Below are 12,290 nucleotides of genomic sequence, written 5' to 3' on the forward strand. Positions count from 1 at the left end.
ACGGTAGGGGATATCGCACCGAGGAATATTGATCCAGGCCATGGAAATGACTGTACGGTTCTGTGCCGATCAGTTGGAGAAGACGAACTGCCCTTTGATCTTTTTCGAGCCGATGAAACCGAGGTCGGGGAACAGCTTGGTTTTCAGCCACGCGACATAAAACACCAGGGCCAGGGTGAGGCCTGCGCTGACCAGCGTGGCCACCGGATCTTCGGCGTAGTCCTTGAACAGACGTGGAAACTGGCTGAGCGAGAGGATCACGAAAACGGTGTAGGTCTGCGCGGAGTACTTGTAAAAACCCCACGCAAACAGCAGAGGGATAGCGCCCCCGATCAGCGTAAGCACCAGAGCCAACCCGAGACTGGAGTTCCAGCCCAGGGCAAATCCGATCAGGGCACCGATCAACGCCTGAATGCCGAATAAAACAATCAGAATCGTGACCTTGCGCGCATGCTGGCGTTGCAGTGCCGGGTCAATGCGCGAACCGATCCAGTAAGCCAACACTCGATCCTTGACCGCCCCACCCGACAACGCCTTGAAGGTTTCGGTCTTCGAACGACCGGCATCCAGCATTTCATCCAGTTGTCGCTTGGTTTCCTTCTTGTCCAACGTCTTCATCCTTAAACAGAAATTGAAGCGGCCGATCCGCTTCCGGCGTCGATTCTGGCTGCTGGCTCTCTGGAAAGCAAAAAGCCGCTTCAACCCGAAGGTGGAAGCGGCCGAGGCAAAAGCCCCAGAGGGATCAGTGCACGAACAGGGCGATCAGGATGATGATCGGGATTGGCACGCCGAGGAAAAACAGCAGTAATGAGCGCATGGTGATGCTCCTTGATTAGCGGACTGGGGGCACAGTGGTCGTGGTGTAGGTTTCGACTTCGACGTACTCGACCGCATCCCGGCGGCGACCGCCGAAGGTGGCCGACAGGCTGGCGAAGAACGCACCGGCCAGCAGTGCGATGAACATCCACAGCGAGGTCCAGGCAGCGACTTTGGCGGCGGTGTCAGCGGCTTGCTGTGCTTTGATCTTGGCGTCGGCAATGGCTTTTTGCGTACGGGCGTAGATTTCATCGACGCGACGTTCGGCATCTGCCTGGGTCAGGTTGGTACGTTGCGCGACCAGTTGTGCGAGATAGGTACGATCCTCGGGGCTGAGCTGACCGTTGGCCAGGCTCTGGGCGAAAATCCGGGTCACGGTGCCACGGGCGGCGTCATCGCTGACGGCGGCGGGACGGTCATCGCGGAACAGGCTGTCAACGAAGTAACCATACTGATTGCTGTCGGTGTTGGCGGCGGCAGTACCGGCCGCTTGGGTCATGGCACTGGCCGCACCACCGGCGACACTCGCACCGGCCTGCACACCACCGCTGACGATGCTGCTGACCGAACCGACCACCAAAGTAGCCGTGACCAGCGTGGCCACGCACCAGGCGAGAAAACCATGGGCGGTGTCGCGGAAATACACCTCGTCACCGTGCATGTTCGCCCACTTCACCCGCAGGCGACCGGCAATGTAGCCACCCAGGCCGGAAGCGATGATTTGTGTAGCGGCCAGCCAGACAATCGTTGAAATGCCCAGGCCCTTGGCGCTGACACCCTCCCCGGCCCACGGTGAAACAGCGGAGAAGCCCAGACCGAAGCCAAGCAGCACCAGAATCATCGACAGTGCCGCAGCGGCTGCGGCCCCGGCGAAGATCGCGCCCCAGGACACCCCTGAGACGTTGCTCGACTCGCCATCAAAGGCAGGATAAAACCCATCAGAGGATCTATTCATTGTTGTTCTGCTCCCGGCATGAAAAATGGTGTTACAACTCGTCAGCAGATGAATTGCAGTGACCGTGCCAGTCGCCAACATTAAATAAATCTTTTAAATTCAATGATTTAAAAATAAGGAACTTCCCGGGACCATGCAATTTGCAACAACGGTGCAATCGCAGCGGGTTTTATGCATTGGCACAAAAAAACGGCCCGGGCCGTTTGTATCAACTACAACATGAAAGTTAATTTAAAGCGTTATTGCAAAATCTTGGCAAAATGCTGCCATTCCGTTTGAACCGATCAGCAGGCCCACCATGACTCGCATCCTGACCATCGAAGACGACGCCGTGACCGCCCGGGAAATCGTCGCCGAACTGAGCAGCCACGGCCTCGACGTGGATTGGGTCGACAACGGCCGCGAAGGCCTCGACCGCGCCGTCAGCGGCAATTACGACCTGATTACCCTCGACCGCATGCTGCCCGAACTCGATGGCCTGGCCATCGTCACCACCCTGCGTACCATGGGCGTGTCCACGCCGATCCTGATGATCAGCGCCCTGTCCGATGTCGATGAACGCGTGCGCGGCCTGCGCGCCGGCGGTGACGATTACCTGACCAAACCCTTCGCCACCGACGAGATGGCGGCCCGGGTCGAAGTATTGCTGCGCCGCCAGAACAACGGCGGCACCCAGCCGACTACTCTGCGTGTGGCGGACCTGGAACTGGACCTGATCAGCCACGAAGCCAGCCGTGCCGAACAGGTGCTGACGCTGTTGCCGACCGAATACAAACTGCTGGAATTCCTGATGCGTAACAGCGGCCAGATCCTGTCGCGGATGATGATTTTCGAGGAAGTCTGGGGCTATCACTTCGACCCGGGCACCAACCTGATCGACGTGCACATCGGTCGCCTGCGCAAGAAGATCGACCCGCCGGGCAACGTCCCGCTGATCCGCACGGTGCGAGGCTCGGGTTATGTCATTGCCGAACCCGTCTGACGGTTGGCGTTCCTCCAGCAGCCGGCTGCTGGCGCTTTACAGTTCGTTGTTCGTGGCCTGGAGCGGGATCCTCATGGGGGTCATGTATTTCGAGGTGTCCGGTTACCTCGACAACCTGGCCAAGCATTCGTTGATGCAGCGTCAGCACCTGTTCTCGCACTTTCGCGGCGAACAGCTGGAAGACGCACTCGCCGCCAGCATGACCTTCGACATTCGCGGAATCGACGCCTACGGTCTGTTCGCCGCCGACCACACCTACCTCGGCGGGGCCTTGCAGCAGATGCCCGCCGGCCTGCCGCTGGACGGCAAGATCCACGAGCTGCGCGACTGCTCCGAGTCCGACGACCCGACCCTGCCTGCCGACAGCTGCGATGCTGTCGCCACCCCGACCCGCGATGGTCGCTGGCTGGTACTGGTGCGCGACAACGGTTCGCTGTTCGCCGTGACCCGGATCATTCTGCGCGCCCTGCTCTGGGGCGTTTCGCTGACGATTGTGCCGGGGGTCATCGGCTGGCATTTGCTGCGGCGTCGGCCGTTACGACGAATTCGCGCAATTCAGGCCAGCGCCCAGTCGATTGTCGCCGGAGACCTGACTCATCGATTGCCCGTATCCAATCGCCGCGACGAACTGGACATGCTCGCGGCCATCGTCAACGCCATGCTCGATCGCATCGAGCGCCTGATGAACGAAGTCAAAGGCGTGTGCGACAACATCGCCCACGACCTGCGCACCCCGCTGACCCGCCTGCGAGCGCAGTTGTATCGCATGCAACAGCAGGCCGGCGAAGGCTCGCCGGAGGCCGCGCAACTGGATCTGGTGCTGGCCGAGGCGGATACGCTGATGGCGCGTTTTCGGGGTTTGCTGAGGATTTCCGAACTGGAAGACCGCCAGCGCCGTTCCGGATTCGTGGAGCTCGATCCGGTGCGGCTGCTGCAGGAGCTGCACGAGTTCTACCTGCCGCTGGCGGAGGAAGACGAACTGCGTTTCGAGCTGAACATGCCGGAAACCCTGCCGATGCTCAATGGTGACCGAGCGCTGTTGTTTGAGGCGCTGGCCAACCTGTTGAGCAACTCGATCAAGTTCACCCCGCCGGGAGGCACGGTGATTTTGCGTGGGGTCAATGATGCGGGACATACGCGGATCGAAGTGCACGATTCCGGCCCCGGCATTCCAGAGTCGGAACGGGAAGCGGTGTTCCAGCGTTTCTATCGCGCTGAGGGCGGGCAACCGCAAAGCGGTTTCGGGCTGGGGCTGTCGATCGTCGCGGCGATTGTCAGCCTGCACGGGTTCAGTCTTGAGGTGGGTCGCAGCGACCTGGGTGGGGCGAAACTGGTGCTTGATTGTCGACAGCGTCTGATTTCACAGTCCTGACTTTTGGGCAGTGATCGTTCCCACGTGCGTGGGAACGATCATGAAACTCAGGCCGGGTAGTTGGCCCGCAGCGCTTCCAGTCCACCCTGATAGATGCCGCTGAACAGCGCCACCACTTCCTCATCGCTCACGCCCTTGGCGGTGAAGCGCCCCGACCACGTCACCTTCGCGCCCTGACCCTGGGCTTCGACGCGAATCGTCGCCAGATAATCGGTGGCCGGAAACGGTGCCTGGAGGATCGAATAGCTGTAGGTCTTGCCGGCGTTATCGAAGCTTTCCAGGCGCTCGACCACCTCCCCGCCATCGGCGGTTTGCAGGCTGCGCACACGCCCGCCCTCACTCAGTTCACTCTTGGGAATGAACGGCAGCCAGTCCGGCAGCGTGTTGAAGCCGCCGATCAATTGCCAGACCTGATCGGCCGAAGCCGGGATGTCGATGGATGCTGATGCTGTTGCCATAAATAAATGTCTCTCTCAAAAATTCAGATTGCCAGGCTGTCGACCACGCCGCCGTCGACGCGCAGTGCGGCGCCGGTGGTGGCCGAGGACAGCGGTGAAGCGATGTACGTCACCAGGTGCGCGACTTCTTCGACATTGGCCACGCGCTGGATGATCGAGGTCGGACGTGCTCGGCGCACAAAGGCGTCGGCTTCATCCCGCAGGCTGCGACCGGATTCGGCAGCAGCGTCCTTGAGCATCTCTTCGACGCCATCGGTGAAGGTCGGCCCGGGCAGGATTGCATTGACCGTAACCCCGGTGCCGGCCAGGCGTTTGGCCAGACCATGGGACACCGCGAGGTTGGCGCTTTTGGTCACGCCGTAGTTGATCATGTCGGCCGGGGTCGCCACGCCGGATTCCGAAGACAGGAAGATCACCCGGCCCCAGCCCTGCTCGACCATCGCCGGCACGTAATGCCGCGACAGGCGCACGCCGGAAATCACGTTGATTTCATAGAAGCGCGTCCACTCATCGTCGGGCGCGTCGAAGAAATCCACGGCGTTGTAGATCCCCAGGTTGTTTACCAGGATGTCGGCTTTCGGTTCGGCGGCAAACAGCTTTTGCGCGCCTTCGGCCGTGCCCAGATCCGCCGTCAGACCGCGCAGTTTCGCGCCCGGAACGGCTTGTCGAATGCTCGCCAGCGCCTGGTCGACCTTGGCCGAGTCTCGGCCGATCACCACCACCGTGGCGCCCGCCTCGGCCAGCGACTGGCTGATGCCCAAACCGATACCCGCCGTGCTGCCGCTGACAATCGCCAGTTTTCCGCTCAGATCGATCTTCATGCTTTCACCTCGTCGATAGGTAATGGTGCACGTTCGGACACCAGTTTCGCTTCACGCATGGCCTGCCAGAAACCGGCCGGAATGACCGCCGACAGCGCCGCCATGTCTTCGGCGATGCGCCCCGGTTTGCTCGCGCCGGGAATCACTGCCGCCACTGCCGGATTGGCCAGCGAGAATTGTAGTGCAGCCGCTTTGATATCCACGCCGTGGGCCGCGGCGATGCGTTTGATCTGTTCGACCCTGGCAATGATTTGTGTGCTGGCCTTCTGGTATTCGAAGTGCGCGCCACCGGCCAGGATCCCCGAGCTGTAAGGGCCGCCGACGACGATTTCAACGTTCTGCGCCCGCGCCGAATCCATCAGGCGCTGCAGGGCCCGTTCATGGTCCAGAAGAGTGTAGCGGCCGGCCAGCAGAAAGCCGTCGGGCTGCGCCTCGATCAGATCAAGGGTCAATTCGCAGGGTTCAACCTTGTTCACGCCCAGCCCCCAGCCCTTGATCACGCCCTCTTCACGCAGACGGGTCAGGACTTTGAAGGCGCCGGTGCGGGCCTGATTGAAGTACTCCAGCCATTGGTCGCCGTAGAAATCCTGAGCGATGTCGTGAACCCAGACGATGTCGAGGCGATCGGTTTTCAGGCGTTCGAGGCTGTCTTCGATCGAGCGCAAGGTGGCGTCGGCGCTGTAGTCGTTGACGATCTTGTTCGGGCGACCGTGTTCGAACACCCCGCTTTTCTCGCCCAGATCCCGGGCGGCGGCGTCTTCGACTTCATCGAGAATCACCCGGCCGACCTTGGTGCTGAGCACATAGTCGTCGCGCTTGTAGCGGGACAGTGCTTCGCCGAGGCGGATTTCCGAGAGGCCCGAGCCGTAGAACGGCGCGGTGTCAAAATAACGCACGCCGGCATCCCACGCCGCATGCACGGTGGCCTGGGCTTCTTCCTCAGGAATGGCACGGAACATGTTGCCCAGTGGCGCAGTGCCGAAGCCCAAATGGCCGGGCAGCTTGTCTTTCAAACTCATGGGGATTTCCTCGTAGTGTCTGGGTCGTGGATGACCGTTGAGCAGATCCTAGATTGCGACAATCAGACCGTCCAAGACATAATGCGCAGCACTTGAGTCCCTGAAGGTCTGACATGATCGATTTCCGCCAATTGCGCTACTTCGTAGTCGTCGCCGAAGAAGAGCACGTCGGCCGCGCGGCTGAGCGTCTGCATATTTCTCAATCGCCGCTGAGCCGGCAGATCGCCCAGCTCGAAGAGCGCCTGGGCCTGACCCTGTTCGAACGCAGCCAGCAGCGCATCCGCCTGACCCGCGACGGCCAGACGTTCCTCGCCGAGACCCGCGCCCTGCTGACCCACGCCAATCGCCTGGAATCCCTCGGCAAACGTCTGGGCCGTGGCGAAGAAGGTGGTTTGTGCATTGGCTATATCGAGAACGCCATGCACGCAGGTGTTTTGCCCAACGCATTGCGCGTGCTGCGGGGAGATCGGCCGAACGTGCATGTCGCGCTGTACAACCTCAGCTCCGCCGAACAACTTGAGGGCCTGCGTCAGCGTAGCCTCGATATTGCGCTGGTCAGCGAACCGCCGACGACCGACGATCCTGACTTGCTGGGCTTTCAGGTGTTGGACGATCCGATGTTGTTGGCGCTGCCGGAACAGCATCCACTGGCCGCACAGGCATCGCTGAGCCCGGAGGATCTGGCCACTCAGGAATGGATCGGCGTGCAACCGCGTCAGGATGCCTGCGACGACTTCCTCAGCGCCTGCCTGCGCGCCGGCTTCACCCCGGATGTGCGCATGCAGGCGACCGAGCCGTTTACCGCGTTGGGGTTGGTCGCTTCGGGGCTGGGGATTGCAATGATCCAGAAAGGCCTGAGCCACAACGCCCCGCCGGGTGTGGTGTTGCGGGAGGTGCCGTGGCTGGCGTTTACCACGCCGTTGTGGGCGGCTTGGCATCGGATCAATTTGCGGCCGTTGGTGGAGACATTCAGGACGATGCTGACGGGCCCGGACATCTCGGGGGCGTGACTAAAGGCGTGGTTCAAACGCCCAACCGCGCCCACCCCGCGACCAACTGCGCACTGATACTCACCCCGCCACACACCACAATCACCACATCCCGAGCCCCCGCCAGCGCTGGATGATCCAGATAAGCCACCGCCAGCGACACCCCGCATGCCGGCTCCACCAGTTGCCGCAGATCACTGGCATAACGCACCACGCCCATGATCGCGTCGTCATCGGACAGCACCAGACATTCGTGATCGAACTCGCCGATGTGTTGCACCGGCCACGCCGCTACCTGCGCGGCGCCAAGGGAGGTAGCGACGGTGTCGATCTTGCTCAGGCGTACCGGGTGGCCGGCCTGTACGGCGGCGGCAAACGAGGCGGCGCCCTGGGTTTCGCAGGTGATGATCCGGCAGTCACGTCGGTCGTGGCGCAGCAGTCCGGTGAGGATCCCAGCCAGCAATCCCCCGCCGCCGACCGAGGTAACCACGGTGTCGACCTGCGGGCAGTCTTCGAGGATTTCGTCGATCATCGTGCTGTGCCCTTGCCACAACACCGGGTGGTCGAAGGCCGGGACGTACTCGGTGTCTGCCGCGCTGGCCATTTCTCGCGCACGCTGGTTGGCTTCGTCCCAGACTTTGCCGTGGACGATGACTTCGGCGCCGGTGCGGCGAATCCGCGCGCGGGTCGCTTCGGGGGTGGTGTGCGGCACCACGATGCAGGCTTGCAAACCCAGACTGGCCGCCGCCACCGCCGTAGCCAGGCCTGCATTGCCGCCGGACGGGCAGACGACTTTGCGTTTGCCCTGCGCCGCTGCCTGACTGCACAACAACCCCATGCCCCGCAGTTTGAAAGAGCCGCTGGGTTGCAGGTTTTCCAGTTTCAGCCAGATACGCCGGGAGGTGGTCGACAGAGTCGGATGGAGGATCAACGGCGTGCGGATGTGCAGCATGGCGGGCTCCTGTTGAGGCCACGTCCGGGCGACCGCTGCGTCGGAGCGTGGACGGATGAAAGTGAAACGTCCCTGCCTGAAGCTTAGTTCACCTCGCCCACACAACGCTGAACGCCAGGGATCGTGCCCGGATCTACACTGAACGGAACAGCCGTGAGGTGCCTATGAAAATGTCAGCACAAATGACCGTGGTCGCGGTGCTTGCCACCCTCGCCTATCTCGGGCTGGCGATGTGGGGCATCGGTGGTGTCGCGGAGTTCTTTTCCCACGGCGCACTGGTGGTAGTAGCGATGGCGACGCTGGCGATGGTCGTGGTGTCGTTGTTCAGCGAAGTGAACCTCAATTCCGGCGAGCGCGAGGACCGGGCCAATCGCTGGGTGATTCCGGCGTTCGGCGTGATCGGGTTGGTCAGTGCTTTTCTGCCGGCTTACTGCGACCGCGTCGGGTTCTGGACCGTGGGCCGTGAAGGCACCCGTTGGCTGGGGGCGTTGTTGTTCATCGCCGGCGGCGCGTTGCGGCTATGGCCGGTGTTTGTGCTGGGGCATCGGTTCAGCGGCCTGGTGGCGATTCAGCCGGGACATCGTCTGGTGACCGATGGCATCTACACGCGCCTGCGCAATCCCAGCTATCTGGGGCTGGTCGTCAATGCACTGGGCTGGGCACTGGCGTTTCGTTCGGTCGTCGGGATCTTGCTGGCGGCGCTGACGCTGATCCCGCTGATCGCCCGCATCCATTCAGAAGAAGCCTTGCTGCGCACCCAGTTCGGCGCCGAATACGATGCCTATTGCGCGCGCAGCTGGCGGTTGTTGCCGGGCGTTTACTGAGGTTGCAGGCGTAACTGGCCGTTGTTGTCGATGCTCAGCGCAACGTCGCGGTAACTGGCGATGGTCGCGTGTGAGGTCTCAATCGGATGCTGGTGAGTGGCGGTGATGATCATCAGCGGCGCACCGGCCGCTTCTGCCGCCTGAATACCGACAGTAGCGTCTTCGAAAATCAGGCAATCGGCCGGTTCAAGACCCAAACTTTTTGCGGCCAGTCGGTAGCCAGCCGGGTCAGGTTTACCCGCCGTTACGTCTTCGGCCGTGATCATCACCGCAGGCTCGGGAATCCCCGCCGCCGCCATCCGTCGCAACGCCAGATCCCGTGGCGCCGAGGTCACCATGGCCCACTGGTTTGTCGGCAATGACTTGAGAAACGCCGCCGCACCGGGAATCTCGACAATGCCTTCAACGTCTTCGATTTCCGCTTCAGTGATGAACGCTGCTTGCGCCTCGGCGTCCACACCCGGCAGCTTCAGACGTGTAATGGTATCGATGGCGCGCACGCCGTGGATGGTTGGCAGAAACGTTTCGACGTTCACCCCGTGGCGCTCGGCCCAGGCCGCCCAGATTCGCTCGGCAGCGGCGATGGAGTTGAGGACGGTGCCGTCCATGTCGAACAGGAACGCGCCGAACGCGCGATTGAAAACAGCATCATGAGCAGACAAGGGATCGCATCCTTAAGCAGAGCCGAGCAAATGTGTCCGGCAATGTAGCATCTGCCGCGGGCTTCAGTGCGGACGCGGCGCCTTGGATTTGAACGCGTCGTCCACACAATCGAGCAACTGGCCGATGGCCCAGGGCTTCTTGATGAACGCCACCGGATGGCGGACGCCGGAAGTTTCCGGCGTTTCATAGCCGGACATGACCATCACCGGTTTTTCCGGCCAGCGCTCGCCCACCAGATTGGCCAGGTCCGCCCCATTGAGAGTGCCGGGCATGGTGATGTCGGTGAGCAGCAGCGCGACTTCCGGCGCGTGCTCTTCCAGGTATTGCGACGCCGCATCGGCACTGGTCTGCGGCTCGACCTTGAAACCTTCCTCCTGAAGAATTTCGCACAGAAACTCCAGAATCAACGGATCGTCTTCCACTACCAGAATCAACCCGCCAGGAAGGTGCGCGCTCGAAGACGGAACTGGACACATGAACTGGCACTCCCTGAACAACATGAACGTTTTCAGCGGAATGAAACCGCTGCTTATCTGGTATGAGCGGCACCTTGTACAGAAATTCATTTTTGATACAGGTCTTTTCGATAACGGCGGTCGGCGGGCCATCGCCACGGCGCATTTGTGGTTAAAATGCCCGCCCTTTTTGCTGGCCGATCCCGATTGATGAACCCTCAAGCCCTCGCCGTTCTCCACGCCCACCTGCTCACCGCGCTGACTTCGGCACCGGCCGAAACCCGGCGCCTGTTCCATGGCCGTGGACGCTGCTGGCCGGGGCTGGAACAAGTCACCGTGGACTGGCTGCAAGGCGTGGTGCTGGTGTCGCTGTTCAAGGAACCCGAGGCCTCGCAACTGGAAGACCTCAAGCATCTGTTGCTGGAGATCACTCATTCGGAGCAATGGCAGCAATCCGGTGCTCACACCCTGCTGATCCAGCACCGCTACCTGCCGCAGAGCACCGCCGAATGGCTGCTGGGGGACGAGATCGACGAGATGACCATCGTCGAGGACGGGCTGAAATACCGCGTGGATCTGGGCCGCAAGCAGAACGCCGGGCTATTCCTCGACATGCGTTACGGCCGCAACTGGGTGCGCGAGCACGCAGCCGGCAAACGGGTGCTGAACCTGTTCGCCTACACCTGCGGTTTTTCGGTAGCGGCCATCGAGGGCGGTGCCAGCCATGTGGTCAACCTCGACATGTCCCGCGCGGCGCTGAGCCGGGGCCGCGACAATCATCGTCTCAACGGCCATGACCTGAGCAAGGTGAGTTTCCTCGGCCACGACCTGTTCAAGTCCTGGGGCAAGGTGATCAACAGCGGCCCGTACGATCTGGTGATCATCGACCCGCCGTCCTTCCAGAAAGGCAGCTTCCTGCTGACCAAGGATTACCAGCGCGTGCTGCGCCGCCTGCCGGAACTGCTGACAGCACAGGGCACGGTGCTGGCGTGCATGAACGATCCTTCGTTCGGTTCGGATTTCCTGATCGACGGCGTGACCCAAGAGGCGCCGAGTCTGCGTTTCGAGCAGCGGCTGAAGAACCCGCCAGAGTTTCCGGATATTGACCCGGAAAGCGGCCTGAAGGCGCTGCTGTTCAAGCAGATCGGATGACCCCGTCAGCGCGGGCGCAACACCAGCGCAAACAATTCGCCATGCCCGGTGACGTTGAGCTTGTGATAGAGATTGCGTCGATGGACCTTTACGGTCTCCGGCGAAATGTTCATGTGCTGAGCCATGGCCTTGCTGGAAAAGCCCTGGAGAATCAGGCGTGCCGTGTCGATTTCGCGTGCGGTCAGCCGCGCGTCGAAACGATCCAGCAAGGCGGCCAGATCACCGACCGGTGCCTCGACGGCCGCGCCTTGCGGCGGCATCAACTGCACGTGCCGACGCATTGCTGACAACACCCAGTCCCGCACGCAGAGCAGGCGCCCCTGCTCCTGCAAACTGAACGCCGTCGAACGGCCCATCGACAAGCCCAGCACGCCGCCATCGAGGTTCACCATGAATTGCAGCTCATCCGCCCCGACCACCGAACGGAAGTAGCTCAGGTAGTACTCGCTGTGCAGAAACTGGTCCGGCGCCACGGCCGCGAGACTGTGCAAACCGTCGGCAATCCCGGCGACGGAGGCCTGATAGAACGGATCGAGCAAGTACATACCGGCACAGTAACCGGCCAGTTCTTCCTGCTCGTCGGCGCGACCCTGGCTGTCGAAGTCGATCAGCAATTGCGGTGGCCGCCCCGCCTGCATCACCGCCACCAGAGCATTGTCCAGCGGCACCAGCAGCCGCACCGTATCGACCAGCGCCCGCCAGAAGCCGTCCTGACCGACCGTGGCGAACAGCCGCGACAAGCTCTGATGCACCGGCAATTCCTGCAGCAACGCGTCCACGCACTACCCCTTTTGAGTAACCCATGATGGGAATGGGTGCGGCGCGGCCCGCC

General features: G+C 61.8%; 16 protein-coding genes. 7 read left to right on the forward strand and 9 right to left on the reverse strand.

From position 1 onward, the window contains the following. Positions 1 to 69: 69 nt before the first annotated feature. The gene (locus NH234_RS18760; RefSeq protein WP_367253800.1) at positions 70 to 609 is read right to left on the reverse strand and encodes a hypothetical protein; all 540 of its coding nucleotides are present in this window, start codon (positions 607 to 609) and stop codon (positions 70 to 72) included. Between NH234_RS18760 and NH234_RS18765 the strand changes: the two genes are divergently transcribed. Beyond that, a complete protein-coding gene (locus NH234_RS18765) occupies positions 602 to 808 on the forward strand; it encodes a hypothetical protein (protein ID WP_139831730.1) in 207 nt (68 codons plus the stop codon). The genes NH234_RS18760 and NH234_RS18765 overlap by 8 nt on opposite strands. A gap of 24 nt (positions 809 to 832) precedes the next feature. Here NH234_RS18765 and NH234_RS18770 read toward each other — a convergent pair whose 3' ends face one another. Then, on the reverse strand, positions 833 to 1,771 hold the full coding sequence (locus NH234_RS18770) for a hypothetical protein (RefSeq protein WP_085732088.1): 939 nt from the start codon (positions 1,769 to 1,771) through the stop codon (positions 833 to 835). A gap of 298 nt (positions 1,772 to 2,069) precedes the next feature. Here NH234_RS18770 and NH234_RS18775 point away from each other — a divergent pair, with 298 nt between their 5' ends. Together NH234_RS18775 and NH234_RS18780 are read left to right on the forward strand one after the other, a co-directional pair. Further along, entirely contained in the window at positions 2,070 to 2,753 is a 684-nt protein-coding gene (locus tag NH234_RS18775; protein WP_085711556.1) for a response regulator transcription factor, read from the forward strand. Beyond that, the gene (locus NH234_RS18780) at positions 2,731 to 4,125 is read left to right on the forward strand and encodes a sensor histidine kinase (protein WP_367253802.1); all 1,395 of its coding nucleotides are present in this window, start codon (positions 2,731 to 2,733) and stop codon (positions 4,123 to 4,125) included. The genes NH234_RS18775 and NH234_RS18780 overlap by 23 nt, the downstream gene beginning before the upstream one ends. Before the next feature lie 47 nt (positions 4,126 to 4,172). Here the strand turns inward: NH234_RS18780 and NH234_RS18785 are convergent, their stop codons facing one another. From NH234_RS18785 to NH234_RS18795, 3 genes are read right to left on the reverse strand one after another with little or no spacing between them, the layout of a single operon-like run. Continuing rightward, entirely contained in the window at positions 4,173 to 4,583 is a 411-nt protein-coding gene (locus NH234_RS18785) for an SRPBCC family protein (protein ID WP_367253804.1), read from the reverse strand. Between the two features lie 23 nt (positions 4,584 to 4,606). After that, the gene (locus tag NH234_RS18790) at positions 4,607 to 5,404 is read right to left on the reverse strand and encodes an SDR family oxidoreductase (RefSeq protein WP_085732091.1); all 798 of its coding nucleotides are present in this window, start codon (positions 5,402 to 5,404) and stop codon (positions 4,607 to 4,609) included. Continuing rightward, positions 5,401 to 6,423 carry an aldo/keto reductase gene (locus NH234_RS18795; protein WP_367253805.1) on the reverse strand — a complete coding sequence of 341 codons (1,023 nt, stop codon included), beginning with the start codon at positions 6,421 to 6,423 and terminating at the stop codon, positions 5,401 to 5,403. Before NH234_RS18795 ends, NH234_RS18790 begins: the two co-directional genes overlap by 4 nt. A gap of 113 nt (positions 6,424 to 6,536) precedes the next feature. Between NH234_RS18795 and NH234_RS18800 the strand changes: the two genes are divergently transcribed. Then, on the forward strand, positions 6,537 to 7,433 hold the full coding sequence (locus NH234_RS18800) for a LysR substrate-binding domain-containing protein (protein WP_367253807.1): 897 nt from the start codon (positions 6,537 to 6,539) through the stop codon (positions 7,431 to 7,433). Positions 7,434 to 7,446: 13 nt separating this feature from the next. On the opposite strand, the gene NH234_RS18805 is transcribed toward NH234_RS18800, so the two are convergent. Next, positions 7,447 to 8,364, reverse strand: coding sequence for a pyridoxal-phosphate dependent enzyme (locus NH234_RS18805; protein ID WP_367253809.1), 918 nt, complete (start codon positions 8,362 to 8,364; stop codon positions 7,447 to 7,449). Between the two features lie 164 nt (positions 8,365 to 8,528). On the opposite strand from NH234_RS18805, the gene NH234_RS18810 reads away from it, so the two are divergent. Beyond that, positions 8,529 to 9,188: an isoprenylcysteine carboxylmethyltransferase family protein gene (locus NH234_RS18810; RefSeq protein WP_367253811.1), complete on the forward strand. Its 660-nt coding sequence runs from the start codon at positions 8,529 to 8,531 to the stop codon at positions 9,186 to 9,188. On the opposite strand, the gene NH234_RS18815 is transcribed toward NH234_RS18810, so the two are convergent. Then, the gene (locus NH234_RS18815) at positions 9,182 to 9,850 is read right to left on the reverse strand and encodes an HAD-IA family hydrolase (protein WP_367253813.1); all 669 of its coding nucleotides are present in this window, start codon (positions 9,848 to 9,850) and stop codon (positions 9,182 to 9,184) included. The genes NH234_RS18810 and NH234_RS18815 overlap by 7 nt on opposite strands. A gap of 63 nt (positions 9,851 to 9,913) precedes the next feature. Beyond that, the gene (locus NH234_RS18820; protein ID WP_367253815.1) at positions 9,914 to 10,327 is read right to left on the reverse strand and encodes a response regulator; all 414 of its coding nucleotides are present in this window, start codon (positions 10,325 to 10,327) and stop codon (positions 9,914 to 9,916) included. On the opposite strand from NH234_RS18820, the gene NH234_RS18825 reads away from it, so the two are divergent. Both NH234_RS18825 and NH234_RS18830 read left to right on the forward strand, forming a co-directional pair. Next, positions 10,326 to 10,517, forward strand: a complete 192-nt coding sequence (locus NH234_RS18825) for a hypothetical protein (RefSeq protein ID WP_085732098.1) — start codon at positions 10,326 to 10,328, stop codon at positions 10,515 to 10,517. The two genes, NH234_RS18820 and NH234_RS18825, sit on opposite strands and share 2 nt — an antisense overlap. Beyond that, positions 10,517 to 11,458, forward strand: a complete 942-nt coding sequence (locus tag NH234_RS18830; RefSeq protein WP_367253817.1) for a class I SAM-dependent methyltransferase — start codon at positions 10,517 to 10,519, stop codon at positions 11,456 to 11,458. Before NH234_RS18825 ends, NH234_RS18830 begins: the two co-directional genes overlap by 1 nt. Before the next feature lie 5 nt (positions 11,459 to 11,463). On the opposite strand, the gene NH234_RS18835 is transcribed toward NH234_RS18830, so the two are convergent. Then, positions 11,464 to 12,237, reverse strand: coding sequence for a LuxR C-terminal-related transcriptional regulator (locus tag NH234_RS18835; RefSeq protein ID WP_367253819.1), 774 nt, complete (start codon positions 12,235 to 12,237; stop codon positions 11,464 to 11,466). Between the last annotated feature and the right edge of the window lie 53 nt (positions 12,238 to 12,290).

The sequence above is a fragment of the Pseudomonas sp. stari2 genome (genome assembly GCF_040760005.1).
Classification (GTDB): Bacteria; Pseudomonadota; Gammaproteobacteria; order Pseudomonadales; family Pseudomonadaceae; genus Aquipseudomonas.